The sequence below is a fragment of the Pseudomonas sp. HLT2-19-2 genome (assembly GCF_054898005.1).
Genome location: NZ_CM142712.1, coordinates 5262964 through 5288262, shown reverse-complemented (window position 1 = coordinate 5288262; position 25299 = coordinate 5262964). Strand labels below are relative to the sequence as shown.

The following is a 25299-nucleotide window of genomic DNA, read 5'->3' as shown; positions in this document are numbered from 1 at the left end:
CGGCCACATCTAGTGAGGTATCTGGCAGGTTTCTTCATTCAGGATGTTTTATCGGTCCGGCCTGCTCAAAAGGAAGGTGACCCATGCGTATAGATCGTTTAACCAGCAAATTGCAGTTAGCTCTATCCGACGCCCAATCGCTGGCCGTCGGCCTTGACCATCCTGGTATTGAGCCGGCGCACTTGATGCAGGCCATGCTTGAACAACAGGGTGGTTCGATCAAACCCCTGCTGATGCAGGTAGGTTTTGACGTCAACAGCTTGCGTAAAGAGCTGACCAAAGAGCTCGACCAGCTACCAAAAATCCAGAACCCGACCGGCGACGTCAACATGTCGCAGGATTTGGCGCGCCTACTCAACCAGGCCGATCGCCTGGCCCAGCAGAAGGGCGACCAGTTTATCTCCAGCGAACTGGTGCTGCTCGCCGCGATGGACGAGAACAGTAAGCTCGGCAAATTGTTGCTCGGCCAGGGCGTCAGCAAAAAAGCCCTGGAAAATGCAATCAATAACCTGCGCGGTGGTGAGGCCGTCAATGACGCCAACCACGAAGAGTCGCGCCAGGCACTGGATAAATACACCGTCGACCTGACCAAGCGTGCCGAAGAAGGCAAGCTCGATCCGGTGATCGGCCGTGACGACGAAATTCGCCGGACAATCCAGGTCCTGCAACGCCGGACCAAGAACAACCCGGTGCTGATCGGGGAGCCTGGCGTGGGCAAAACCGCCATCGCCGAAGGCCTGGCTCAGCGCATCATCAACGGTGAAGTGCCGGATGGACTGAAAGGCAAACGCCTGTTGTCCCTGGACATGGGATCGCTGATTGCCGGTGCCAAATACCGTGGAGAGTTCGAAGAGCGCCTCAAATCCCTGCTCAACGAACTGTCGAAGCAGGAAGGGCAGATCATTCTGTTCATCGACGAACTGCACACCATGGTCGGCGCCGGTAAGGGCGAAGGCTCAATGGATGCTGGCAACATGCTCAAACCGGCGTTGGCTCGCGGTGAGCTGCACTGCGTTGGTGCAACCACGCTCAACGAGTACCGCCAATATATTGAGAAGGACGCCGCCCTCGAACGGCGCTTCCAGAAAGTCTTGGTGGACGAGCCAAGCGAAGAAGACACCATCGCTATCCTGCGTGGCCTGAAAGAGCGTTACGAGGTTCACCACAAGGTGGCGATCACCGACGGCGCGATCATCGCCGCGGCCAAGCTCAGTCACCGCTACATTACCGATCGTCAGTTGCCGGACAAGGCCATCGACCTGATCGACGAAGCGGCCAGCCGTATCCGCATGGAGATTGACTCCAAACCGGAAGTTTTGGATCGTCTTGAGCGCCGTCTGATTCAGTTGAAAGTCGAATCCCAGGCGCTGAAAAAAGAAAGCGACGAAGCGGCCATAAAACGCCTGGAAAAACTCCAGGAAGAAATCGTCCGTCTCGAGCGTGAGTATTCGGACTTGGAAGAAATCTGGAACGCGGAAAAAGCCGAAGTTCAGGGTTCTGCGCAGATCCAGCAGAAAATCGAACAGTCCCGTCAGGAACTGGAAGCGGCCCGCCGCAAAGGCGATTTGAACCGCATGGCCGAGCTGCAGTACGGGATCATCCCGGACCTGGAGCGCAGCCTGCAAATGGTCGACCAGCACGGCAAAACTGAAAACCAGTTACTGCGCAGCAAGGTGACCGAAGAAGAGATCGCCGAAGTGGTGTCCAAGTGGACCGGCATTCCGGTGTCGAAAATGCTCGAAGGCGAGCGCGACAAACTGATGAAGATGGAAAGCTTGTTGCACCAGCGTGTGATCGGCCAGGACGAAGCGGTCATTGCCGTTTCCAACGCAGTGCGGCGCTCTCGTGCCGGGTTGTCCGATCCGAATCGCCCGAGCGGTTCGTTCATGTTCCTCGGCCCTACCGGTGTCGGTAAAACCGAGCTGTGCAAGGCACTGGCCGAGTTCCTCTTTGATACTGAAGAGGCGATGGTACGGATCGACATGTCCGAGTTCATGGAGAAACATTCCGTGGCTCGACTGATCGGTGCGCCACCAGGCTACGTGGGCTATGAAGAGGGCGGTTACCTGACCGAGGCGGTGCGTCGCAAGCCTTATTCGGTCATCCTCCTGGACGAGGTCGAGAAGGCCCACCCGGACGTCTTCAATATCTTGCTGCAAGTGCTGGAAGATGGCCGACTGACCGACAGTCATGGCCGCACGGTGGATTTTAAAAATACCGTGATCGTCATGACCTCCAACCTGGGCTCGGTACAGATCCAGGAACTGGTCGGTGACCGTGAGGCTCAGCGTGCGGCGGTGATGGATGCGATTTCCATGCACTTCCGGCCGGAGTTCATCAATCGGGTCGACGAAGTGGTGATCTTCGAACCGTTGGCTCGGGATCAGATCGCGGGCATTACCGAGATCCAGTTGGGTCGACTGCGCAGTCGCCTGACCGAGCGCGAGCTGAAGCTTGATCTCAGCCCTGAGGCGATGGATAAGCTGATCGCGGTGGGTTACGACCCGGTTTACGGCGCACGGCCGCTCAAACGAGCGATCCAGCGCTGGATCGAGAACCCGCTGGCGCAGCTGATTCTGTCGGGCCGTTTCATGCCCGGCGACACCGCAAAAGGTGTCGTGGAAAACGACGAAATCGTATTCGTTTGATCCAGGGCGGCAGCAGAACTGACGAGGCCTCGCATTGCGAGGCCTTTTTTTCGTTAGGCTGTTGAACTGAAAGGAAAAGGCTTGTAAAGTGCGCCCCGCAGTAAGTCGCCCTGAAGGGTTTCTGCTCCCCAAGCAGGAATCTGAAATAAGTTGCAAATCATTAACTTGAAAGCAATTTAAGGGGTTGACAGAGGTGCTTAAGATTGTAGAATAGCGCGCCTCAGACACACGAACGCAGCGATGCGAACGGGTCGAAGAGGTGAAGCAAGCTTCACAGTTGTAATTGAAATATGTAGTTCCGTGATAGCTCAGTCGGTAGAGCAAATGACTGTTAATCATTGGGTCCCAGGTTCGAGTCCTGGTCACGGAGCCAATTTCAAACCGGGGTATAGCGCAGTCCGGTAGCGCGCCTGCTTTGGGAGCAGGATGTCAGGAGTTCGAATCCCCTTACCCCGACCATTTTTGGGTCGTTAGCTCAGTTGGTAGAGCAGTTGGCTTTTAACCAATTGGTCGTAGGTTCGAATCCCACACGACCCACCATTTTTGAAACCAGTTAACGCTGGAATCAGATCTTAAGATCAGAGGCCAAAAGCACTGATCGAAGAAGGCGACTTGTAAAGGTCGCCTTTTTTTTACCGGGGTATAGCGCAGTCCGGTAGCGCGCCTGCTTTGGGAGCAGGATGTCAGGAGTTCGAATCCCCTTACCCCGACCATATTAAAAATCCTCGTGTCGAAAGATACGGGGATTTTTTTTGTCTGCCGAAAACGTGATTTTCTTCAAGTCATTAGATTTTCCAGACGCAAAAAAGCCGCGCTTTCTGAATGGAGAAGCGCGGCAAGTTCTCGGGTGCTTAGGCGCCGTCTTGGTCTTTCAAGTGCTCGAACAGGCCTTTTGGCATTTTTTTGCCATTGGCTTCGAAGTTGGCTTTCACGTTATCGAAAGCCTCTTGTTCGTCGATGAAGCCGTCATGGTTGGTGTCGATCTTGTCGAAATTGGACTTCGGCGCGACTTTCAGGAATTCGGCACGGGATACCTTGCCGTCGCCATCAGAGTCGGTTTTTGCCATCGACGCATCGCCACACTTGCCTTCGCCACATTTGCCTTCAGGGGTCTTCACCACCTGTTCGGCCGAGGCCAGCAGGTAGCCCTGAGTCAGAGGCTGTGAGGCGAACACGGAGCCGGACAACATCATGCCACCGGCCAAAACAGCGCCGAGCAGACCGATAGTGTTTTTGGTATTACGGGACATTTCAAATCTCCTGGGTTGCACGACACAACCGTTCGATAAAGGACGCCACGTAAGTGCGGCGACAAACCTGTGCAGGCTGGGTGCCTTGCTCGGGTGTGGCCATTTAGCGGGCGTGGTGTATCGCAACTGTGTCGCGCAAAGGGGAGTTTGTAAGCGAAGGGGCGCAATCGCGGAGGTAGATACAGTGAGACACAGATCGGAGGTGCGATGAGCAGAAGTGGGAGCAGGCAAGCCCACTCCCACCCTCAATGTCTATCAGTGCAGCTTCAGCCGCGGCTCAGTTCCTCGCCCGATCTTGCTGCCTAGCATCAGCATTGCCGTGCGGAAGGCGCCATACAGCGCCATCTGGTGCATGCGATACAGCGACACGTAAAACATCCGTGCCAGCCAGCCTTCGAGCATCACGCTGCCGGTCAGGTTGCCCATCAAGTTACCCACAGCCGAAAAACGCGACAGCGAGATCAGCGAGCCATAGTCGGTGTATTTGTACACAGGCAGAGGCTTGCCTTCGATCCGCAGCTTCAGCGATTTGGCCAACAGCGAAGCTTGCTGATGCGCAGCCTGGGCGCGCGGCGGTACATTGCGATCAGTGCCCGGCTGCGGGCAGGCCGCGCAGTCACCGAAGGCGAAGATGTTCTCGTCGCGGGTGGTTTGCAGGGTAGGCAGCACTTGCAGCTGATTGATCCGGTTGGTCTCCAGACCATCGATGTCCTTGAGGAACCCCGGTGCACGAATCCCGGCCGCCCAGACTTTCAGGCTGGCGTTGATGACTTTGCCATCGGCGGTAATCAGGCTGTCGGCCGTCACTTCACTCACGGCGGCATTGGTCATGACGTTAACCCCAAGCTTCTCCAGGGTTTTATGCACAGGGCCGCCGATACGTTCCGGCAGCGCTGGCAGCACCCGTGGCCCGGCTTCGATCAAGGTAATGTGCATGTTTTCCGGTTTGATTCGGTCCAGGCCGTAAGCCGCCAGTTCATGGGCAGCGTTGTGCAGTTCGGCGGCCAGTTCGACCCCGGTGGCACCGGCACCCACGATGGCCACGCTGATCTGCTCGACCTTGTCGGTCTGCCCGGCGTGCGCGCGCAGGTAGTGGTTGAGCAATTGCTGATGGAAGCGCTCGGCCTGTTTGCGAGTGTCGAGGAACAGGCAGTGTTGCGCCGCGCCCTGAGTGCCGAAATCGTTGGTGGTACTGCCGACCGCGATCACCAGCGAGTCGTAACCCAGCTCACGGGCCGGAACCAGCTCCACGCCGGCTTCGTCGTAGGTGGCAGCCAACTGGATTTTCTTCTGTGCGCGATCAAGCCCGCTCATGCGCCCCAGCTGGAACTCGAAGTGGTTCCATTTCGCTTGGGCAACATAGTTGAGTTCGTCTTCGGAAGAGTTCAGAGACCCGGCCGCCACTTCATGCAACAGCGGTTTCCAGATGTGGGTCAGGTTCGCGTCGACCAGCATCACACTGGCCGTGCCGCGCTTGCCCAGAGTCTTACCCAGACGGGTAGCCAACTCCAGACCGCCGGCGCCGCCGCCAACGATGACAATACGATGAGTCATGGGGATATCTCGCAAGGCTAAAAGAAATCGGTGCAGTCAACCGAGCGAGCGCGAGGCAGCTCATAGCGTCAGGTAACTGATAAGTCGGCTCAACAGGCCTAAACCAATGGTCACTGCCAACACCACCACCAGGAGCATCCACGGCCGGAAAGGCCGGCGCTCGACTCGGTGCTGGGACAGGTGCAGGTACTCTTCGACATGCTTTTGGTCGTCGGGGTTCAGGCGGCTGGTCATATTGTGCCTCGTCAGGTGTAGACGTTGCTAAATGTGTAGAAGCTACAAGCGAGGTTATCCCGCATTGAACGGAGCATAGCCGCTGGCCGGAATGGGCTCGACGCTCACTGTATCGTCCAGGCGAATGATTCCACTTTGTAACACCCGGGCCGTGATTCCGCCATGTCCGCGAACGGCCTGAAAGGTCCCGGGGCCGAGGTTGTTTTGCAGACGCGCGCAAGGCTGACACCAACCCGTGGTTTCGAAAATTGCCTGTCCAATCCTGAAACATCGGCCTTTGAGGCTGAACAAATTAATTCCGCTGACAACGATATTGCGCCGCAACTCCTCAGGTAACACGGGCTGGTCATCCGAGCGTCCCATCAGCGAACTGATTACAGCGAGATGTTCCCATTGAATCAGCGTTACCTGGCGCGCATTGCGTACGCCAGGGCGGGCGCGATCACCGGTCAAGCCAGCCTCAAGGCGCGCTTCCACGGCTTCGAGTTCGATCATCGGCGTGTGTCGCTCCGGGCGTACGCCGATCCAGCGGACGCGTCCTGTTTGCGGCACTACGGCAATCAACTCCTGCAATGGACTCACAGGCTGATCCCGACGTCGAAAACAATGCTGCGGCCCAGGTTGCTGCGCAGGAAATCCGGTGCATCCGGGTGCGCGAACAGCACACGGGCGAAGGTCGGACCGACCAGCGACAATGAGCGCCAGCCCTGGCGCAAATATTCGGTCGGCGGTGGGAAATGGCTGTTGAGGTCCAGCACTTCGCGCTTGAGGCTGGCGAAGGCGATGATGTCCAGTTCCCCCAGGTCCATGCCGCGCTCTTTGTAGTTGTGGGCTTTTTTGCGCAAGGTCGGCGCGAGTCTCAACAAAAATTCATTGGCCGGAATGCGTCGGGGCTTCGCCTCGCGGCGCACCAGCGAACTCAGGGAAAACGCGCTGCGCCGACGTTGCAGCTCATCGCGCCATTCATCGTTGAGGCGCCGACCTTCATCGAGTACGAAAAACACTTCGAAACTGGCGTCACGAAATAGCACGTCCGGTGGCTCCCCGGCCGGGGCGAATTCGTCGGCGCGATAGGGAATGTTCAGGCCTTGCAGCAGGCGCTGACAGACCCAACGCTCACGCTCCCATTTGCGGGCATTGGACAGGAACGCGTTGGCTTGCTCGGCCGCGATGGTCAGCAGGCGTAAATAATCTGAGTCATCCATAGGCCCAAGCTTAGCGTTCAAATGTGATCCTTAATAATAAAGTCGGTCGCAAAATAAAAAAGTCTGGCGCGATTTCGAGTCGTACTGCGAGACGTGGGTAAGGTAGGAGCTGGCTGAATGCTTCCTTCCTTGGCAGCAGTTTATTGGTGGCGGGTGCTCGTTCGCCTGGATGAGATCATTTTCACACCATCCCCTTTCTGCGGGGGGGAGGCTGGATGTGTATGGAGGTTGAGAGTCTTCGACCACGCCATCTTCAGATGGCCGCGTGGAGGTTGATGTAAAAATGGCGATGGTAATTGGAGTTAACTCGACGTTAGATAGACTTTGGGTATTTGTTATTGTATTTTTTTGTGCCTTGGTTTTGATGTGAGGCAATGCTGTGGTTGATGCCGTTAAATTTCTATTGTCTTCGTTTTCTGATGAAAGCTTAGCGTCTCTTCTCTCTCGTTATCACGTTGTTTCGGGTGGGTATTCAGTCACTGAAACAATTTTGGACTTGTTTGGGAAGAAAGCATTTAACCTGTCGTCATTAAGTGTTGATGATGTTAGGGGTGTGTTGAGTCGATTTGGCGATAAAAGTATAGAAGTTGCTCAAGGCTTGATATACAAAAATAGCATGCTCCCATTATATGCAGCCTTTGTTGCTCGTAATGTCAGATTTTTGGACGGTTTAGTGGGCGGTGAAGAGTTGTACTCGTCGAAGTCTATCTCAGGTGAGGAAAATAAAGTTTGGGTTTGTCCTGAATGTTTGGAGGAGGATCGTAATAAATATGGAGTTTATTTGCATCGTTCTCACCAAATCCCCGGTGTGTATTCATGTTGGAGGCACGGTATAAGAGTTTTTAGTGCGTGCCCCGACTGCTCTAGTGGTTTTTTGAAAAGAGCTGAGGTGTTAAGTGTACATATCGCCGGATGCGATTGTGGATGGCGTGGCTCAACTTTAGTCGAAGAGCGAGATATCACTGGCCAGTTATTCTCAGTTTTTTCAAGAGAATTCATGTTTGCTAATCTAGCGCCTATACCTAATGAGGTTCTAGTTAGAGCTTTTAACAAAGCTATAGGAGAGCGAGTTTCAGGGCGTGGGTGTGGATTGGATGATATAAATGATTATATTTATTCGAATTTTGATGGCGGCTTTTTGAGTAAGGTTCTTGGTGGATGGCGAAATCCTTCAGCAAGAATAATTTTCCCTAAAAATAATGTAGCAGCAGCTCCGCTATCCAGAAAGCTTTTAACTGGATTCTGTTTATTTGATACCTTCGAAACATTCTTGGCGGCCATTCAATTTGAATATGAACGCTTAAGTGCTCATGAGTCGAATCACGGGTTGAGAGTTGGCGGGCGTCAAAGACTCTATGAAGAACTGGGTTTGTGAGATGAGAGGTATAAATAGGCAGAAGATGGTTACAGTGTTAAAGGTTTGCTAATGATGTTATTAGCAGTTAAAGCCTCGTGGGTTTTTGGTAGCTTTGCCAGATTTCTAATGTATTTTTTAAGTCTGGGTACTCGATTGAATACATTCGATAGGGATAGAGATTTGTTCTCTTGCAGCGATTGTATAGCAGGAAGCAGCAGGGCCAATAGCGCGTCGTCCCTGGTTTTCCAGAGTGAAACCCTGTTATTGGTTGTGTGTTTTGTTCTCGTTTTGTTGATATTTTTAAGCCATTTTTGATCATGCCTATAGAGCCATGTGTAAGTCTGGCTGTCGAGCTTTCGGAGCCCCCTGATGGTTTCGTTTTTGTGCAGCCGAATGTTAAGGGTCCAACGCTGACGATATGACTCAATAAGGGCTTTATATTTTTCTCTCCTATGTGTCAGATAAATTTGAGGGTTAGCCCTTAGCAAAGTTTTTAAGGTCTTTATGGATACTTGATATAGATCTGAGATTTTTTGTAGATCGATGCATTTGCCTAATTCATTTAGGATGGAGGCACGTATCAGAGGCGTAAGTTTCTTCGGTCTTTTGGGGTACGGTACTCCGCAACGCTCTGCATGGATGATGAGTGTTTCAATGTTAACCCCTAATATTTTTGCTGCTTCTTTGCTACTGCATTTTACGGTGTTTTTTAATACTAATATTTTTTCACTTAGGTCCGATGTGGGCTTAGAGGTGAAAACTGCTCCTGCTGAAGCGCGGAGCGCAAAAGTGGGATGATTGTTTATAATGTTTCTGTTGTAGGCTTTCCAAAAGGTTTCCCATGAACCATATAAAAAAAAGACAAAACAAAGATGACGAAGTGGGTGTGTGTTTGAGGCTCTTTTTTTGAATAATGTTGCTAGTTGTGATTTTGCTTCTTGTGCTGTCAAGGGCAGCACGGAAAGCTCTGGTATATTGATTAGGTCGCGTATTGCAAGGTAGTAGCTATGCGAGAGTTCTGTTAGCAGCAGCTTTGAGTTGGCTCTGAGTGTTAAGGATTCCAGCGCTTCATAATGTGTTTTTAACACTGTTTCTTGGTTGAGTGATATTTCTAGAGGGAGCCTACCGTAGGCTTCGCATATTGAACTCAGTCTTGAGATGCCGGTGAGTGCTTCGGTGTTTATTAAGGTATGTCCTTCCGTGTTTAGAGGTGGCAGGGTGTTAAGGGATGGTAACTGCCACATTTTTATTCGAAATAGTTCAGGGTCGATTGGGTGTTCTTGTAATAGTAGCTTGTGCACCTTGCAGTACCAGACTCCCGGATATTGATGCGATAGATGCCAATAAGGGGTTGAGTATTTCTCTAAGTCTACCTTTATACAAGCTGAGCACGCTTTAAGAGGCAGTCTTGAGGGAAAGCTACTGCTCATTAAGCCTAATCTATATTTCGTAGATACTACGGCTTTTGTACTTGAAACTAATGCCGCATGTAGTATCTGTGATTTGAATTGCTCTGATTGCTGTCAACACCGGTTGAAAACTGACCCACCCTACCGAAGTAAAACTGACCCACCCCGGCGGTGTTTGAGGTCTGTTTATTTCTGTGGCGAGGCCGTTTCTCTCGGCACCACCTGACCTGATTTCAGCTTGTCCTTGAGTCGATAACTCTGTCCGCTGACCTGGACGATATGCGCATGGTGCAGAAGCCGATCCAGCAGCGCAGCGGTCAGTGTCGAGTCGTCCGCGAAGGTCGTTGCCCACTGGCTGAACGGCAAGTTGCTGGTCAGCACCAAGCTGCCATGTTCGTACCGTTTGGCGATCACGTTGAAGAACAAGTTGGCTTCGTCACGGCCGAACGGCAAATAGCCGATCTCATCAATCACCAGCAGTTTCGAGCGTTGAACAACGCGACTGAAATACTGAGCCAGGCGCCCTTGATGGTGCGCGGCGACGAGTTGCAAAGTCAGGTCGGCGGCGGAGATGAATCGGGTCGAAATGCCTGCCATGATCGCCCGATAAGCCAGAGCGCTGGCCAAGTGTGTTTTGCCAACGCCCGAAGGCCCCAGCAGCACGACGTTTTCCTTACGCTCGATGAAGGCCAGCCCGGCCAGTTCCAGGATCTGGCTTTGCGGCGCGCCGCTGGCGAATTTGAAGTCGTATTGTTCAACCGTTTTTACCGCCGGCAGCCCGGACTGTTGCAGCAGCGCTTGCCGCCGCCGCTCGTTTCGAGCGCGATCCTCGCTCAGCAGAAGCTGTTCCAGGAAGTCGGCATAGCTCGTTTCTTTTTCGGCCGCTTGCTGGGCCAGTGCCGGCCAGTCCGTCGCAAAAGTGTCCAGCTTGAACTGTTGGCAAAGAGACTCGATGCGCAGATGTTGAAGGTTCATGGACGTACCTCAAGCAGTGCCTGATAGACCGAAAGCGGATGCTGCAAGCTTTCCACCGGCATGGGTTGGACGACCGAAATCATGCTGCTCGCAACCCCTTGGATCTCTGGCAGGGGCAACAAGTGGTGCACTTCGGTATCCAGTCGGTGTTGCGGTATTTCGCCCGTCGTCGCATGTGTTCGGGCGTTGGCGACCTCCATCAACCAAGGGCCGATCTTGCTGTTCGCGACCTCAACGTCCAACAGCAAGTTGACCTGGTTAAGTGACGCGGCCAGTGGCACTACGAAGCTGTTTTTCAGGTAGTGGTTGAAGCGCTCGACCTTGCCCTTGGTCTGCGCCCGATAAGGCCGGCAGACTTTCGGTGTGAAGCCGTAGCGCTCTGCCAAATTCAATAGCGCAGGATTCCAGCGGTGCTGGCCGGGGCCATAAACATCGCGTTCCTGGATGATGGTTTTGGCGTTGTCGAAGAGTAGCTTTCGCGGCGTACCGCCGAAGAAACGCAGCGCCTTTTCGATACCGGAACACCAGGCTGCGGAGTCTTCGCGACGGGAGAAAACGACGTAGGTCGCACGGCTCCAGCCCAACGTTGCAACGAATGCCAACAACGGATCGCGGCCACGCCGAATGACGGTGAAGTCCACCTGCATCTGCTCACCGGGCTCGGTTTCAAAGCGAACGACGGCTTCGTTTGCCTTGGATTTCAAGGTCAACAGAAAGCTGGTGAGGATTGAGTACCCGCCTTCGTAACCCTGTTCGCGGATCTCCCTCAACAGCACGATGGCGGGAATCCAATGGGGTCGAGCGGCTTCTACGCGCTGGCGCAGATAGGCCTCGAAAGGCACAAGCTTGCCCACGCGCTGCGCGCGCGGGCCATAGACGACGGGCTGGCGCTGGGCCTGTAATTTGAGGTGGCGTCGAATGGTATTGCGAGAGCAGCCCATCTGCCGGGCGATGGCCCGAATAGACAAACCCTGACGAATAAGAACACTGATTTCCACGTGTTGCTCCTGGGACAGCATGGGCAGCTCGCAAAAGCTGCATTTTGCCCAAGTGGGTCAGTTTTCAACCGGTAGGGTGGGTCAGTTTTGCATCGGTACTGACACCTAGGGAGCGAAAGCGTCCCTTTCTACGTACCTGGCCCCGGCTTGCGGCCGAGGCTTGGGATACAGCTGAGCGACTTTTCCTTTAACGCGGAGCAACCCCAGCGCCTGCCAAAAAGCGCTGCAACTTCGCCAGTGCGTCAGTCATCAGATAAGCCTCATCATCGCTAACCGCATTGGCACGGCAGTCGTTGAAGCCGAGGCGCTTTACAAGCTGAGCCAGGGCCCAAATTTCAGCGCGCTCAAATTCGGCAAAAACAGTCTCTTCGGTGCGCGGATTTTCTGTAGTCAGTATCAGGTGAGGACTGTCGCTCATTTCGCTCATTCCCTTGGTTGTGAGCGCGAAAGCCGCGCCTTGTTACCGCGAAAGCCCCGATCAAGGGGCGTTGGTGAATCGGGAATTTCCGTCAACAGTTCAGCTTGCTCACATGTAGATCGCTTGCATCAGTCCAGCTTGCCGTGCTTCCGGTGCCATTCCCTAAGCGCCTCATCCAACCCCGTATCCAACGGGTCAAAAAGCGCATGCTCGATCAGATTGCTGTAACGCAGTGCCGAGATATATCCCTTAGCGTGCGCAGCCGCCTTTTCAGCCTCCAACTCGGTTTTGGCCTCGCTAATCTCAGCGATGGTTCCCTCTACTTGGTGCTGTACTTCTTCAGGTGTATTGAGATTCGTCATCGTTGATTCCCTATCTATTGCGGACGCGAAATGGGCGTCCTCTACTGGCTCGGCCCCTGTTTTTTAGGCCGGGGCTTGGGGGTACCTGGTGCGATTTTCCGGGATCAGTTCGTTACCTGAGCAGCTTCACGTATTGCAGTGCTGGCTGACCCGATTCTTTGTCCTTCGTTTGTTTAGGCTTGTCACTGAGAGTCCGTGCAGCGACTGCCTGCGAAGCTAAGTTGTCAGCGCCAATGATCGCCTCGACGTAGAAGCCTGGGGATCGTAGTTTTGATGCCATATTCTTTTGCAAGTCGGCCATACTCACCCGAACGACCTCTGTCGCAAGACCTTGGCCCCGATACTCGACATCAGTCGCGTAGCCGACCCCAAAGCAGGGTTTTCCTTTGAGCGGCTCAGCCAAAACGTAAACGGCGTAGGCTTTCGCCAATGCTTCGGTTACAAGCGCATAAGTCAGTCGTTGAACGCCCGGTTCTGGCGTGTCATGAAACATATAAAGGTCGGGATGACTGGCGCATTTTGCGAGTTGGATTGTTCCGTCGCGTACCGCTTCCTGGAAGCTTACGAAGCCAATATGAGGATCGACTATAACTGGCATTACGTGACTCTCCCTGTTCCATTTTTTGATTTCGTGAACGCACGAAATGAGCGTCCCTCTACGTCCTCGGCCCAGCGTTTGAAGGCTGGACTTGGGTGTCCTGGTGCGATTTTCCTTCTTACTTCCCCGTGTAGGGATAATGCTTTTTCCCCTGCTCTCTCGCAGCCTTGATCAAATCAGCCGTTGCCGTCTTCTGAGCTTCAATATTGTTTTCTTTCGCAAAAATTGCCGAGTAATGCAACGTGTAGGTTGGCATTCTTGCCTTCTCAATCTCACCCCGCTTGTATTGAGCCAGTAGCTTTGCGGCAAGGTCAGTTCCCTCGTTGTCTGCGCATTGCTGGATTTTCGCCAGAGAGGCAGCGTCATAATGTCCAGATGCCGTGGCGGTAATGTTCAATTTGCCCATGCACCCCAAAGCAATCAGCTCCTGCGATGCAATCAGGTCTTCATGAATGCCCTGATTGTCGTGAAGGTTCGTCACCAGCTTGGGTTCGGGCTGTGCCACTTCGGCCGCAAGCGCGCTGTGTGCAATAGCTGATAATGCCAACGCTATTGTAAAAATCCGGTTCATCGCAAATTCCTAGATCAGTTCGTATCTTCGGTCGGGCTTTCAGCAGCCGCTGGGCGTGATGCTTTGTAGCGCGCCTGTTCTGCGTGTTGGTCTGCTCGCTCGCGGTTGAACTGACGTACTTCGCCTTCGTCTACAGCTTCCCAAAATTCGTCTGTAGCAACGGGTTGGCCAGCTTTGAACAGCATCGACGTTTTGACGTTTGCCGCGTCAACGGTGGGCTTTGGCGCTTGCTCCAGGTCGGCTGTATCGGTGGTGACGATCACTTATTCGGATGTCATCGTGATTCCTTGTCTTCTGCGCGGACGCGAAAACCGCATCCTTCTACTGCCTCGGCCCAGCATGGCTGGGCTGGGCTTGGGCGTTCCTGGGAATTCCCTATCTGTTTTCTCAGGCGCGAAAATCGGCGGCCTTCAACGTCCTCAGCCCCGCGATATAGGTAGTCCGTTCCTTTCTCTTCCATACTGATATCGCTGGAAGTCAGTTGTCGGCGAGGAAGGAACATGCACCTGTGGGCTACGAATATGCCCGCGCAGCACTCGATGATTACGCCATCACCTTCGAGTCCACAGGTGCGCTTGCGCCCTCTAACGAATTCTCAGGGAAAGCCCGACACGGCTCTCTATATCGCCTTCGCTGGACGCAAGCATGCATGTCCCTGCATGTACTTTAGCGCCTGTTGAGGTGTTCCATGCAAACGCTCCTGTCTCAGAGTTTCACTGCTTATATCGGAATTGATTGGGCAGACACCAAGCACGACACCTGTTTGCAGATAGCTGGAGAGGCTCAGCGCAGTTTCGAGGTCATTGACCATAAGCCCGAGTCGATTGATCGCTGGGCCAGGTCGCTGCATCAACGTTACGGTGGCCCGATCGCGATCGCCGTGGAGTTGAACAAAGGCCCACTGATAGCGGCTCTGCAAAAATATGAGTTTTTTTGTATCTTTCCGATCAATCCGAGCACCTTGGCCCGGCACCGTAAAACCTTCGTCCCCAGTGGCGCCAAGGATGATCCAACGGATGCTCAATGGGCGCTTGAGCTGTTGCTGAATCACCCCGAACGGTTTCCTCAACTGGTCCAGCAAAGCTCCGCCATGCGTTCGCTCGCCAGCCTGACCGAACATCGCCGCGGATTGGTCGATGACCGGGTCAAGATCAGCAACCGTCTGGTGTGCATGCTCAAACAGTACTACCCGTTGGCCCTGGAGCTGTTTCATGACCATGACACGCTGGTTTTTTGTGAATTTCTGGCGCGCTGGTCGACCTTTGAAACGCTTAAGCGCGCTCGGCCGGCCAGCGTTTTGAAGTTCCTTCACGCGCATAATGTTCGCCATGCCGAGCTCAATCAGCAGCGTTTGGCGTTGATCGCCAAAGCCATGCCGTTGACTGAAGATCCAGGCGTGGTCAGTCCTTCAGCGCTGTATGTGCTGGCCCTGGTCTCGCAACTGAAAGGGATCATCACGGCGATCAAAGACTTTGATCGGGAGATCGAAAAAACTGCCAACACCCTGGCCGACTACCGACTCTTCAAGGCCTTGCCCGGCGCGGGACAGCAGCTTGCACCACGGTTGATGGTCGCCTTTGGTGAGCAGCGTGATCGCTTCAAGGATGCCAGTGCGGTGCAGCGATATGCCGGGATTGCCCCGGTCACCGAACGCAGTGGCAAGAAAAAAGTCGTCCACTGGCGCTATCAATGCGCAACTTTTTTGCGCCAGACCTTTGTTGAGTGGGCTGCCCACAGCATCAATCAATCGGTGTGGGCAGAGGCGTATTATCGCCAGCAAAGGGCCAAAGGCAGCTCTTACCAAGCAGCCCTCAGGGCTCTGGCGTTCAAGTGGATCCGGATCGTTTATCGGTGCTGGAAGACCAGCACCGTGTACGACGAAAACGTTTATTTACAGACCTTGCTACGGCACGGCTCGCCTTTGATCAGCGAGCCGGACACAGCAACATCGTGTTGACGGAAAGGCTCAGGGCGTGATGGTGGGGCTTGGCTGAAATATGCGGATGGGGTCTGGTGAAAGAAAGCTATGCTGACGAAGGGCCGCAGGCACCCCTATTGAGAGGTGAAGACCATGTCCGACGATAAAGGCAAAACGTATACAGAAGATGAGATTCGGCAAATGAACAAAGACGCGCAAAAAACAACGGGTCCAGACTTGCGGAAGGTTCATCCGCCAGCCGAGCCCAAGACTGTCAAAGAAACGCCTACTCCTACTCCAGCTGGTTCGACTAAATCTTAGAGTAAAGTGTGAACTCAAGCCTTCTACTGACTTATGGCCCATTCAGTAGCAAGGCTTGTCAGTCCCCCGGCGTTTTTCCCCGTTACTCAAAGAGTGCTTGGACACGGGCCAGCACATCGTCAATCACAACCTCGGGAACCGACTCAATACGCTTTGCGCCACGGGCCTCAAGGTCAACGGTGCGAACCTGGTTACACAGAACAACACCTTGAGTCTCAGTACCTGAACCACTTAACGGCACCGCAAAACCGGCGTATCGGGCAAAGTCGCCGCCCTGCGTGATCGGTGCAATGATTGCGAGGCCAGATGCGTTATAAGCCGCAGGTGTGAGAATTAATGCCGGACGGAAATCGCCCTGCTGCTCACGGCCAGCGGTTGGATTCAGGTTCAGGCGCACAATGTCAGCCCGGTTAAATTTGGCTCGCTTCAAACTTCACGTCCTACTGGCTGCATGTCGTTCCACTCAGCCAGTTCCGCAGGCTCAGGCGCATTCAAATCACACTTGGCCATCAGATCAGCCAGCCGATAGTGCAGCTTGGCTTTTGCCGGTTTGAGCGTCATCACTTCTGCGGACGCATCGAGCATCAGCACATCGCCGCTGACCAGGCTCATTTGCTTGAGCACGGTCGCGGGCAGGCGAATCGCCGCGCTATTGCCCCACTGCTGAATTTTCACTTCCATAAAACACCTCATAAAGTAGAAACATTGTAGATACTATTCGCAAACAGGGCAAGCCATTTGTATAAACATAGTATCTACAATACTAGCTCAGAACAGGATATGAAGTTAACGTCTCGGCCAAGGCCGATCAGGCTCAAGATGTCGTTTTCCGTGGTCGGTATCCGGCCTAGGTTGATCCTGAGGCCGTGGACGAGGCGGGTCCTGCGGAGGTTGTCTTGGTGGTTGTCTATCGTTACTCATTAAAAAGCGCTCCGGGAACGTAAAATTGATGATTCGGAAGCTCGGATAAAACTTGCTGTTCGCATAATTTTTTTAATCCGGCCACCTCTACTCTCTCAGGGGATTTGTCGACAAAATTTCGAAGTCTTTCTTTGATGGACTTGAAGCGGTTTTGATGCACCTTTTCGTAGCCACGCGCCTGACTGATATCGAGACGTAAATCCCTCAAGTCATATGCAATCAACCTGTAAGCTATGAGGAGTTCTTCATAGCTCTTGATCTTTTTCGCGTAGCTCAGAAACGGTTTCGCGATTGCTACTAGCGCCGCAACTGCAAGAAAACCCTGCCAATACGGCTGACCAGCAGTCGTCTTCCAAAAAGCAAATCCAGCAATCGCAGATGTCGAGGAAGTACAAGCGATTGTAATTTCAGCCCAGAAATTTCGGCGCTCGAACGTCAGAAGGCGACGTCCGTAATACAGTTGATTCAATCGAGCCGTGCGCAAAAGGTCATAAACATCCCAAACCGGGTGATCCTGATTCGACATCAAATAATTCTCCGCACAATGTCACCCAACCGCGCAGGATCGCCAGCGCAGAGCTTCTTTACTGCTTCAAGGCTCTCGATGCCCAGAATCTCGCTTATGTGCCGCAGATCGATGCCACGGCGCTTGAGCTTGACCGCGAGCGTTCGCCGCCCTGACTGCGCACTGGCTCCCTCGATCCCGGCAAGGCCAAACAGGCGCGTGTACAACCGGCTGAGCTGGTTCGCGCTGTAATAGGTCTTGCCGTCCCGGCGTTGAGCACTAATCTTTAACCCTTCGCCTGTTCGACCGGAGACGAACAAGGGCGAGTCGGGATCAAGGCCACGGAAAGCCATCACCCTGGTTGAAACGCCGTGACCGCGCACAAGTCGTTCTGCAAGGTGCGCATCTATCGCATTGGTCAGTTTCTTACTGGTCCAGCACAACGGCCTTGAACGATGGTTATAGGCAATCTCTGCACGTACCTGGGAGTCGATCAGCACAGCGCCGGATTCAGTCAGATAATCGCTCACACGTAGGCGGCAAATCTCCGTCACGGTCATGCCAGTGCCAAAGCAGGTCAACAACAACGCCGCATCACGGCCCCCATTCTCGGGGCTGCTCATTTTGGCGACTTTCACCGCATGCTCAAGCTGTTCATCTTCGATAACGATAGCCTTTGGCATGGATCACTCTAAATGCTTAATTACCATCAATCCTGACATAGTACGTCAACAAAAAGGCCGGAGATAGCCCCCAATGCTGTTCACTTAAGCGGAGCAGCTTTGCGGTTAACCGGATACCGGGTTTTTGACATCTTCACCGCCCTGGGCCTCGCCGGTCTGGGGCGTTTTGTTATGAAAAGCACACCGACGCTACCGCGAAGCTCCTCCAGGCGTCTGGGTGTGTGTGACGGCGACACTGCTCCAGCCATGACGACGAGATGGCTGGCGATGTGCCGACAGGCAAACTTGAAACTCACTTCGCTCGGCGCTCGCTTGTGAGCAACCGCCGCCTGACTGGCTTCCCGACGTACCACGTTGTAAGCCAGTAAGAGTCCCCACAACTCTTGATACACCAGATCCACGGTCTTGCTGCGCAGGGTCAAGGCATTGTCTTGCATCGAGCTTTTGATATCCCTGAAGCCCAGCTCTATTTCCCATCGCTCGTGATAAAGGCTGGCGATCTGTTCGGCGCTGAAGTGTGAGGCCGGCAGCGAGGTGAAGACGGTTTTTTCTTTCCCTTCGACTTCATAGGTGACGGCCCGTACTTGCCAGTACTCAGGCAAAAGTGGGTTCTTCTTGCGTGCCTGCGGCGAGACTTTCATCTGTACCAGGTAATCACCATCGCCGTAGTGTTCAATCTCTGTACGAACCGTACCTTTGCGCTCCGGGATCATCCAATGCCGGTTTCTCTCAGTACTTTGGATGCTCAACAACAAGTCTGCACTGAAAAAACCTTTGTCCAGCAGTGTCACCGAATGATTGGGTATGGTCTCGACGAAGTCCTTGGCCAGCGGGATTTCGCCCTTGCGGTAAGGGCTGATAGCCGCATTGGCGATGATGTGAGAGCGGGCGTTCATCAGCGCAACAAGGCGCAGCACCGGATAGGGAGTTTGACGCTCGGAGGAGGTATTGCCGGAGCCAAAATGTTCGCGCAATGATGACGTTTCCGGGGTTCGAAACAAGGCACCGTCGACGGCAAAAACCTGAAGGCCGTGCCAGTCGTCTTGCGGGTAGCGCTCGTATCCCCAGGTATTGGCGCACTGCTGAAACAGCCAGGCCACGGGCTGGTTACCCAGGCGCTGGCGCGCCTGAGACAGGCCGCTTTTGGCCAAAAGCACTTCATTGGCAAGGCCGTCGGCACAGATATTGAGTCGGCGAGCGACCTCAACTATTGGCTCTCCTCTGAAAAGCGCCATCCCCACTACCAGCCAAAGGACCATGTCCGAAGGCAGGCGTCGACGTCGGATAGTCGCTTTGTCCGCCAGAGCGGCCGCAGCGGTGATCCAATCCTGAGGAATGTGATCGGTGAACACCTCAAGGCGTGAGAGTGGCTGTTCAGCGAAGTCCAGAACAGCGCTTAAATCCTGAGCAACAGACATAAAAAATCCGGAATCTTTATCAGATTCCGGATTTTCCTGCTGTCTGAGAATTAGTCAACAATCCTTAAGTGAACAGCATTGCGGAGATAGCCCCAGCCTGTTGGTGTTACTCACGTTCACGGAAAGTGAGAGAGGGGGCATATGGGGATATACGGTATTGGCAATAAGCCAGAATTGCTTTTAGGTATGCAGTCGCATGCTGCAAGCATTCACTATCGGGCGAAACCAGAACCGAGTCGACTGTCTGCTTCTGCCTGAGGAAATGTGGTGGGCTGGACGTCGCTTCTGGCCGTTTTCTGCCTCATGCGATGGGCCGCTTTGGGTCGTTGTCTGCCCGTCGCGAGAGGCATAAAACGACCCTAAGCATTCATTCGGTTAATGGCCTTTTGAACAAAATGCACCAAAGTTGATCCAGCCCGCCACAACTACTCCCACTGTCTCTTTCACCGTTTCCCAATTCTCTGGATTTCCCCCATCGGCGCAGGCTCTTCATCGCTGTGCTGCTGGCAAAGGAATTCACGTATCGCTTCGGCAGTGCGCCTGGCACTCGTCACCACGAAAAAATGCCCTTCGCCCTTTAGGACGTGCACTTCGGAACGGCGGATGGTGCGGCGCAGGATATGCGCGTTGTACATCTGCACCAGGGTGTCGCGGTCACCGGTGAGGATCAGCGTGCGTTGGCGCAGACGGAACAGCCGCAGCAGGCTTGTCCAGCCGACCAAGGCAGCGAGCTGGTGGTAATAGGTTCGCGGGTTGACGGTGAGCATGCCGTTTCTCACACCGAAGTGAAGCAGCGTCTGTGTATCGAATTCCGGGGGCCTTCTTGCTTGCGCAGTGTGGCGCTTTTGCTCCTGCCAAAAAAATCCACGATGTCGGCGGGCTTCACCAGCACCACCGGGCCTGCCGAAGTCGCCGCGAGGATCAGCCGGCGCACCATGCTCGGGTAACGCAGGGCAAATTCTTGCGCCAGTGCACCGCCCCAACTCACGCCGAACACATCGACTTTGTCGATTCCCAATTGCTTGAGCATCTCGGCAATCAAGTCGGCATGGCGCGGCAGACGCATCGGCCAGCGGGGCATTTGCGATTTGCCGACACCGGGCACGTCAAACGTTATGGTCGTGTAGTCCACCAATTCTTTGCGCAGGGGATCGAACGCACGGATCAAACCACCCAAGCCGTTGAGCAAGAGAAGCGGTGAGCCTTGACCGCAGATTGAAATATTCAATTCCAACTCTTTGATGGTTAGTCGGTGCGTTGTCATGGGATTTCCCCTTGGCCTAACTGCTGTTAAGACAGCGTCTTGCGTTTGCTTCGCAAAAAAGGGTGCGATTTTTATTTGGCATGCCTCTGCGGGCTCTGGCAAACACCTTGATGTGCGGCGACCAATGATGATACTCATCGAAACTGCCGAGAGGCCAGAATGGAGTCTCGCCCTGAGGACACACGGACATGAGTGCGCGAAAAATTTTGATCACAGGTGCTGCTGGCAAGATCGGCAGCGCTTTTTGGACTGCGTATGGCGATAAACTGAGTTTGCGTTTAGCCGATATCGACGTAAATAGTTTTCCGGACTCAGTAGAACGCTTCGCTCTCGACATCCGGGATCAGGCCAGCTGCCTTGCGGCCTGCGAAGGAATTGACACCGTTATTCATTTAGCGGCTGATCCTAATCCAGATGCTGACTTCATGACCTCTGTCCTGCCGGTGAATATTGTTGGCACCTACAACATGCTGTTCACCGCGAACGCGCAAGGCTGCAAGCGCTTCATCTTTGCCAGTAGCGCCCAAGCCATCGAAGGTTATCCAAAGGATGTGCAAGTCCACGAATGCATGGCGCCCAGACCCGGCAATTTTTACGGGGTCGGCAAAGCGTTCGGGGAAGCACTGGCGTCGTTGTATGCAAACGAAGGTGAGATGACGACCATCGCCGTGCGCATTGCCAACGTCGCCCAATTTCAACCGGGGGAAATTCACAGTCCCAGGGACGTCGCTGCGTTTATTAGTGTGAGGGACGTCGTCGCGTTACTGCGAAATTGCGTTGAAGCCGAGCTGAACGGATTCCACGTTATCCATGGTGTCTCAGACAACAGATACAAACGCCTTGCTATTGATAAGACTAGAGAGGTCGTTGGGTACGCGCCCCTAGACGATGCATTTAAAATTCTAGAAGGGCACGCTCAGCCTGATTGAGTATGAAAGTTTTCCAGCTCACTTCGCGCTCTTCAAAAAGACAGCGAATCAGTCTTCCCGGGCAATGATGGATATCTTGCCGTTGCGCTCAATAATAACGAATTTGATTTACTCCCGCTTTCCGTGCTTGATGAGGGTAAGCGTCCGGCGAAGTCACCTACCCGATCCCCGCAATAAGGGCAATGTTCTCCACTTAAAAATACGTGGACACCATCGCCCTTACCGTCAGGATTGCCATGCGCCAACGAACCTCTTATCCCAAACCTTTTAAAGCCCAGATCGTCCAGGAATGCCTGCAACCCGGCGTGTCGATGGCCAGCGTAGCCCTGCGCCATGGCATCAACGCCAAAGCGGCCGTCTGGGGCGTCAGCGGTCTGTCATAAGCGACCGCTATTGGCCGGTTTCTGCCCCTCACGGAGGGTCGCTATGGGTCGTTCTCTGCCGGTAATGGTCACGAAGCGTGATGGTCAAATCCGATGCAAATGACTGGTCAGGTCGAATGCAAATGGGAGGGCAAGTCAGTGCTATTACCCACTCAGAAAGGGATACCCAACGTATCTACTGAAACTGGCGACCTTCACTTCCTTGTAAACCCAATTTTTGCACTGTTAATCACGGTAGTTAACAAGGCATAAAAGTGATTTACACGAAGCAATTGCTTCGTTTCCCATTAGAGCCTGGCTCAGGCTTTCATTCCCGACATGTCTCAGACCATTTCATGCGTCAATCCAGCGACGGCCTGCAAGAGCAGGCCGTCGTAGTCCCTTTCTAAGGCTTTCGTGCTGTCAGTCAGTTGAGCAAATGCAACGGCTCGTTGATTAAAACGCCGCTACACCAACCCACCTGCGTACTTAGCCGACCGCGTGACAGACTTTATTCGCAGAGGAACACAGAAAATATTGCCGTTTAGCAGCGGCGACAGACTTTCCGAAGAGATTCTTGGTTTGGAGATCTCAGGAATATCAATGCCTCCAGCGGGTTGGTCGCGACAGACTTTATTCTTCAATATCAAATGTGATCTTAATAAAGGCAGTGAGCGAAAACGACCTGACAGTCATAGTTTTACCGCGCCGCCGCTGTTTTCAATTCCCACGGTTTAAAACTCAGCCACAGCAACACCCCCGGTACTTGCAATGCAATCATCACTCCCAGCGACCACTGATAAGCCTCCACCGGGTGCCCTTGCCCAGTTGCCGGCCACAGGTTCAGTATTTCCCCCATTAGCCATTGCAAGACGAACGCCAGCACGAACACCACCAGGTTGAACGACGAGCTGACCCGCCCGGCCAGTTCAGGCGATACCGACTGAGCTACGATCGCGTAGTTCATGGTGGTGGAGGTACCGAAGAAGCTGAAACCCATAGCAATCAGCACCGGCGATACAGGCAGTCCGCTGATCATCAGCGATTGAAATACGATGAAGATCGAAACCCCTGCGCCGCACACCATGATCGGTTGCACGCCAAAGCGCCGCAGGTAGTCGGTGATCGAGCCGAAAGCCAACGAGCCTGCAACCATCGCCACGGTACCCCAGAGCAGGGTATTGGCCATGCTGGACTCGCTCAACTGGGCGACATCGCGTAGCCACGGTCCCATCCACAGCGACAGCACCGACATATAGATCGCATGGGCAAATACCGAGTACAACGCCAGTCGCCAGAATACCCACGAGGAGTAAAGCGTCCCCACGGCCTTGGACATTTCGGCGAGAGTGGTGTGTTTGGGTTTGTAGGTGCGCGGCACGCTGAGATGGATGACCACGCAGACGAACAAAGTCAGTAGCGCCAGAATCAAGAATGCTTCACGCCATGAGATCCACTTGAGCAGTTCGTGCAACGGCGTGGTGGACGCCATGGCGCCTAGGCCGCCTACCGATAACAGGCAAGCCGTACTCAGCGGCAGGCGTTCGACCGGCAGCCAGATGGCGCACGCCTTGATCGCACTCATCAGGGAACCAGCAACACCCAGCCCGATCAGACCGCGACCAATGATCAGACCCAGTTCGGTATGGGAGAAGCTGAAAATCAGCGAGCCCAATACAGCGAACAGCAGCATGGGCGCCTGCACGCTGCGCGGACCGTAGCGGTCGAGCATGACGCCGAGCGGAATCTGCGCCGCGGCGAAGGTCAGAAAGTACACGCCGGTCAGGAGGCCCAGGCTGCTGGCGGGCATGTGCAGTTCCCGTTCCAGGTCCACATAGATCAAGGCATTGACCGTGCGAAACAGATACGACACGAAATGCCCGAGGCCAAAGGGGATGAATATGGTCAAAAACAGGTACAAAAACGTGTGTTTGACTTCCTGCTCGGCCTTGATGCAAGAGCCTGTATTTTCGTTGCTCATGTCGCAAGAGCCTCGCCAGTGGAAAAAAAGGTCGTGCGTATTTCACAGCAGAAGCAACCCCGCTTTTCTTCGAGCCAAAGCTCATCGGGGCACGGTCGCATTTCCGAGAATTTTACGTGACCGGCGTTCTTCAACGAGTTGGTGATGCCGTCGAAGGACAAGGGGTTATCGAAGTCGAGGAACAACGGTTTGGGTTCGGTATCGATCTTGACGAAGTCATAACGGGGGCAAGCGTCGGGGTCATTGCCTCTGACAGTCCAGCCCCGTTTGGCGAAAAGAATCATCAAGCCGCCGGCGGAACAACCGACATCAAGCAATTTGCCTTGGGCGGGCACATCGTGCAAGTACCGACACAGGTATGCCGGCCCGAAGCCGAAGCGAATTCAAAGGGCGGTGTAGACTGAGGGCCTGTTCTCTTTCGGCAAGACAAAGGAGTGCGCCTCACCATGATCGGTGCCGAATTACTGTCACCTGAATCCCTCACGGCGGGGTGGTTGATCTATGTTCCGGTGCTGATCTGGGCCGTTGCGCGAGCACCGTGGGTCGAACTGTTCAGCGACAGCCGCCGCCAGCATCTGTTGTTCGGCACGGTGTTCGCGCTGTTCATGCTCTGGCTGGTGCGACAAGACTTCGACACCGGCGTGTCCTACCACTTTATCGGCATGACCGCCGTGACCCTGTTGCTCGACTGGCCGCTGGCAATTGTCGGCGGATTGGTCGCGCAAGCGGGATTAGTGCTGCTCGGGCGACAAGATCTGGCGGCGATGGGGGTCAACGGCGCGCTGCTGATTCTGCTGCCGGTGCTGGTCACCGAGTGCTGCGCGATCCTGGTGGAGCGTGCACAACCGCGTAATCCCTTTGTATATATCTTCGTGTCCGGTTTTTTTTCGGCGGCGCTGTCGGCGTTGCTGTGCCTGCTGTTGGCGCTGTGGTTGCTGTGGTTCAACGAACGTTTCGCCATGCCGTACTGGCTGGAAGATTTTGTCGGTTATCTGTGGCTGCTGATTTTCCCGGAAGCATTTATCAACGGCATGGTGGTCAGCGCGCTGGTGGTGTTTTGCCCCGAGTGGTTGGAAACGTTCAATCGCACGCGCTACCTTTCGGCGCCCTGGAAAGACGACGATCCCAAATCTTGATCCACATCAAATGCAAAAACCGCTCACGAATCCATGCTGGGGGAAACCTTCAGGAGCATCGAAATGAGTGTCTACGAATGGGCAAGGCAGGAGTTGCGCCAGAGTTTGGATGGGGCGCAGGAAGTGGGGTTTGATCCGGGTTTGAGCCTGCGCGCCTTGCTCAGCGCAGTGGTGCAACAGAGCAAGGCAGTGCGCAGCGCCGAAGACCTGGCCGATGAGTTGCGTTTTCTTGCGGAAAACCTCGATGACAACCAGGACTACGGTTTTATGCGGCCTTGAAGA

Annotated in this window: 29 protein-coding genes and 4 tRNA genes; 12 read left to right on the top strand and 21 right to left on the bottom strand. The window is 54.1% G+C overall.

Annotated elements, in window-relative coordinates:
* Positions 1-83: 83 nt before the first annotated feature.
* From clpB to ACYZTU_RS24815, 5 genes are all read left to right on the top strand, one after another.
* A complete protein-coding gene (gene clpB, locus ACYZTU_RS24835; protein WP_461966268.1) occupies positions 84-2648 on the top strand; it encodes an ATP-dependent chaperone ClpB in 2565 nt (854 codons plus the stop codon).
* Between the two features lie 297 nt (positions 2649-2945).
* A tRNA-Asn gene (locus tag ACYZTU_RS24830) sits at positions 2946-3021 on the top strand.
* 9 nt (positions 3022-3030) lie between these two features.
* Positions 3031-3107, top strand: a tRNA-Pro gene (locus ACYZTU_RS24825).
* Between the two features lie 5 nt (positions 3108-3112).
* Positions 3113-3188: transfer RNA gene (locus ACYZTU_RS24820), tRNA-Lys, on the top strand.
* Between the two features lie 96 nt (positions 3189-3284).
* A tRNA-Pro gene (locus tag ACYZTU_RS24815) sits at positions 3285-3361 on the top strand.
* Between the two features lie 138 nt (positions 3362-3499).
* On the opposite strand, the gene ACYZTU_RS24810 is transcribed toward ACYZTU_RS24815, so the two are convergent.
* The 5 genes from ACYZTU_RS24810 to ACYZTU_RS24790 all read right to left on the bottom strand — a co-directional run bounded on the left by ACYZTU_RS24810 (position 3500) and on the right by ACYZTU_RS24790 (position 6891).
* Positions 3500-3898: an HvfA family oxazolone/thioamide-modified RiPP metallophore gene (locus tag ACYZTU_RS24810; protein ID WP_461966266.1), complete on the bottom strand. Its 399-nt coding sequence runs from the start codon at positions 3896-3898 to the stop codon at positions 3500-3502.
* Between the two features lie 255 nt (positions 3899-4153).
* Complete coding sequence (locus ACYZTU_RS24805) at positions 4154-5452, bottom strand: NAD(P)/FAD-dependent oxidoreductase (RefSeq protein ID WP_461966264.1); 1299 nt, start codon at positions 5450-5452, stop codon at positions 4154-4156.
* A gap of 60 nt (positions 5453-5512) precedes the next feature.
* The gene (locus tag ACYZTU_RS24800) at positions 5513-5686 is read right to left on the bottom strand and encodes a DUF3094 domain-containing protein (protein WP_032830895.1); all 174 of its coding nucleotides are present in this window, start codon (positions 5684-5686) and stop codon (positions 5513-5515) included.
* A 54-nt stretch (positions 5687-5740) separates the two neighbouring features.
* Entirely contained in the window at positions 5741-6268 is a 528-nt protein-coding gene (locus tag ACYZTU_RS24795; RefSeq protein WP_461966262.1) for an MOSC domain-containing protein, read from the bottom strand.
* Positions 6265-6891 (bottom strand): DUF1780 domain-containing protein, encoded by a 627-nt coding sequence (locus ACYZTU_RS24790; RefSeq protein ID WP_008154887.1) that lies wholly within the window; start codon positions 6889-6891, stop codon positions 6265-6267. Before ACYZTU_RS24790 ends, ACYZTU_RS24795 begins: the two co-directional genes overlap by 4 nt.
* A 379-nt stretch (positions 6892-7270) precedes the next feature.
* Between ACYZTU_RS24790 and ACYZTU_RS24785 the strand changes: the two genes are divergently transcribed.
* Positions 7271-8266, top strand: coding sequence for a TniQ family protein (locus ACYZTU_RS24785; RefSeq protein ID WP_461966260.1), 996 nt, complete (start codon positions 7271-7273; stop codon positions 8264-8266).
* 29 nt (positions 8267-8295) lie between these two features.
* Here ACYZTU_RS24785 and ACYZTU_RS24780 read toward each other — a convergent pair whose 3' ends face one another.
* The 8 genes from ACYZTU_RS24780 to ACYZTU_RS24745 form a co-directional block, all read right to left on the bottom strand.
* Complete coding sequence (locus tag ACYZTU_RS24780) at positions 8296-9549, bottom strand: TnsD family Tn7-like transposition protein (RefSeq protein WP_461966258.1); 1254 nt, start codon at positions 9547-9549, stop codon at positions 8296-8298.
* A gap of 294 nt (positions 9550-9843) precedes the next feature.
* Positions 9844-10632 (bottom strand): IS21-like element helper ATPase IstB, encoded by a 789-nt coding sequence (gene istB / locus ACYZTU_RS24775; protein ID WP_131061594.1) that lies wholly within the window; start codon positions 10630-10632, stop codon positions 9844-9846.
* Positions 10629-11651 (bottom strand): IS21 family transposase, encoded by a 1023-nt coding sequence (istA, locus tag ACYZTU_RS24770; RefSeq protein ID WP_461963748.1) that lies wholly within the window; start codon positions 11649-11651, stop codon positions 10629-10631. Before istA ends, istB begins: the two co-directional genes overlap by 4 nt.
* 166 nt (positions 11652-11817) lie before the next feature.
* The gene (locus tag ACYZTU_RS24765) at positions 11818-12048 is read right to left on the bottom strand and encodes a DUF7706 family protein (RefSeq protein ID WP_461966256.1); all 231 of its coding nucleotides are present in this window, start codon (positions 12046-12048) and stop codon (positions 11818-11820) included.
* A gap of 128 nt (positions 12049-12176) precedes the next feature.
* Positions 12177-12410, bottom strand: coding sequence for a hypothetical protein (locus ACYZTU_RS24760; protein ID WP_461966254.1), 234 nt, complete (start codon positions 12408-12410; stop codon positions 12177-12179).
* A 112-nt stretch (positions 12411-12522) separates the two neighbouring features.
* Positions 12523-13008 (bottom strand): GNAT family N-acetyltransferase, encoded by a 486-nt coding sequence (locus ACYZTU_RS24755; RefSeq protein ID WP_461966252.1) that lies wholly within the window; start codon positions 13006-13008, stop codon positions 12523-12525.
* 118 nt (positions 13009-13126) lie between these two features.
* The gene (locus ACYZTU_RS24750) at positions 13127-13579 is read right to left on the bottom strand and encodes a hypothetical protein (protein ID WP_461966250.1); all 453 of its coding nucleotides are present in this window, start codon (positions 13577-13579) and stop codon (positions 13127-13129) included.
* A 14-nt stretch (positions 13580-13593) separates the two neighbouring features.
* Positions 13594-13842 (bottom strand): hypothetical protein, encoded by a 249-nt coding sequence (locus ACYZTU_RS24745; protein ID WP_461966249.1) that lies wholly within the window; start codon positions 13840-13842, stop codon positions 13594-13596.
* A 425-nt stretch (positions 13843-14267) separates the two neighbouring features.
* On the opposite strand from ACYZTU_RS24745, the gene ACYZTU_RS24740 reads away from it, so the two are divergent.
* Entirely contained in the window at positions 14268-15536 is a 1269-nt protein-coding gene (locus ACYZTU_RS24740) for an IS110 family RNA-guided transposase (RefSeq protein ID WP_461966247.1), read from the top strand.
* 364 nt (positions 15537-15900) lie between these two features.
* Here ACYZTU_RS24740 and ACYZTU_RS24735 read toward each other — a convergent pair whose 3' ends face one another.
* The 7 genes from ACYZTU_RS24735 to ACYZTU_RS24705 all read right to left on the bottom strand — a co-directional run bounded on the left by ACYZTU_RS24735 (position 15901) and on the right by ACYZTU_RS24705 (position 20573).
* On the bottom strand, positions 15901-16248 hold the full coding sequence (locus tag ACYZTU_RS24735; RefSeq protein ID WP_083374992.1) for a type II toxin-antitoxin system ChpB family toxin: 348 nt from the start codon (positions 16246-16248) through the stop codon (positions 15901-15903).
* Complete coding sequence (locus ACYZTU_RS24730; RefSeq protein ID WP_461966245.1) at positions 16245-16499, bottom strand: AbrB/MazE/SpoVT family DNA-binding domain-containing protein; 255 nt, start codon at positions 16497-16499, stop codon at positions 16245-16247. Before ACYZTU_RS24730 ends, ACYZTU_RS24735 begins: the two co-directional genes overlap by 4 nt.
* Positions 16500-16731: 232 nt before the next feature.
* A complete protein-coding gene (locus tag ACYZTU_RS24725; protein WP_461966243.1) occupies positions 16732-17265 on the bottom strand; it encodes a hypothetical protein in 534 nt (177 codons plus the stop codon).
* Complete coding sequence (locus ACYZTU_RS24720; RefSeq protein ID WP_461966241.1) at positions 17265-17927, bottom strand: tyrosine-type recombinase/integrase; 663 nt, start codon at positions 17925-17927, stop codon at positions 17265-17267. Before ACYZTU_RS24720 ends, ACYZTU_RS24725 begins: the two co-directional genes overlap by 1 nt.
* An 80-nt stretch (positions 17928-18007) precedes the next feature.
* Positions 18008-19345: an IS4 family transposase gene (locus ACYZTU_RS24715; RefSeq protein ID WP_461963881.1), complete on the bottom strand. Its 1338-nt coding sequence runs from the start codon at positions 19343-19345 to the stop codon at positions 18008-18010.
* A gap of 443 nt (positions 19346-19788) precedes the next feature.
* On the bottom strand, positions 19789-20112 hold the full coding sequence (locus tag ACYZTU_RS24710) for an alpha/beta fold hydrolase (RefSeq protein ID WP_461966239.1): 324 nt from the start codon (positions 20110-20112) through the stop codon (positions 19789-19791).
* Positions 20113-20120: 8 nt separating this feature from the next.
* Positions 20121-20573 (bottom strand): alpha/beta fold hydrolase, encoded by a 453-nt coding sequence (locus ACYZTU_RS24705; protein ID WP_461966237.1) that lies wholly within the window; start codon positions 20571-20573, stop codon positions 20121-20123.
* A gap of 224 nt (positions 20574-20797) precedes the next feature.
* Between ACYZTU_RS24705 and ACYZTU_RS24700 the strand changes: the two genes are divergently transcribed.
* On the top strand, positions 20798-21538 hold the full coding sequence (locus ACYZTU_RS24700) for an NAD-dependent epimerase/dehydratase family protein (RefSeq protein ID WP_461966235.1): 741 nt from the start codon (positions 20798-20800) through the stop codon (positions 21536-21538).
* 236 nt (positions 21539-21774) lie between these two features.
* Positions 21775-21921 (top strand): transposase, encoded by a 147-nt coding sequence (locus ACYZTU_RS24695; protein WP_461966233.1) that lies wholly within the window; start codon positions 21775-21777, stop codon positions 21919-21921.
* A gap of 679 nt (positions 21922-22600) precedes the next feature.
* Here ACYZTU_RS24695 and ACYZTU_RS24690 read toward each other — a convergent pair.
* Positions 22601-23881 (bottom strand): MFS transporter, encoded by a 1281-nt coding sequence (locus ACYZTU_RS24690; RefSeq protein ID WP_461966231.1) that lies wholly within the window; start codon positions 23879-23881, stop codon positions 22601-22603.
* 116 nt (positions 23882-23997) lie between these two features.
* On the opposite strand from ACYZTU_RS24690, the gene ACYZTU_RS24685 reads away from it, so the two are divergent.
* From ACYZTU_RS24685 to ACYZTU_RS24675, 3 genes are all read left to right on the top strand, one after another.
* Positions 23998-24285, top strand: coding sequence for a hypothetical protein (locus ACYZTU_RS24685; RefSeq protein WP_461966229.1), 288 nt, complete (start codon positions 23998-24000; stop codon positions 24283-24285).
* A 42-nt stretch (positions 24286-24327) separates the two neighbouring features.
* Positions 24328-25017, top strand: coding sequence for an energy-coupling factor ABC transporter permease (locus ACYZTU_RS24680; protein ID WP_461966227.1), 690 nt, complete (start codon positions 24328-24330; stop codon positions 25015-25017).
* A gap of 63 nt (positions 25018-25080) precedes the next feature.
* Positions 25081-25296: a hypothetical protein gene (locus tag ACYZTU_RS24675; protein ID WP_449645896.1), complete on the top strand. Its 216-nt coding sequence runs from the start codon at positions 25081-25083 to the stop codon at positions 25294-25296.
* The last annotated feature ends 3 nt before the right edge of the window (positions 25297-25299 follow it).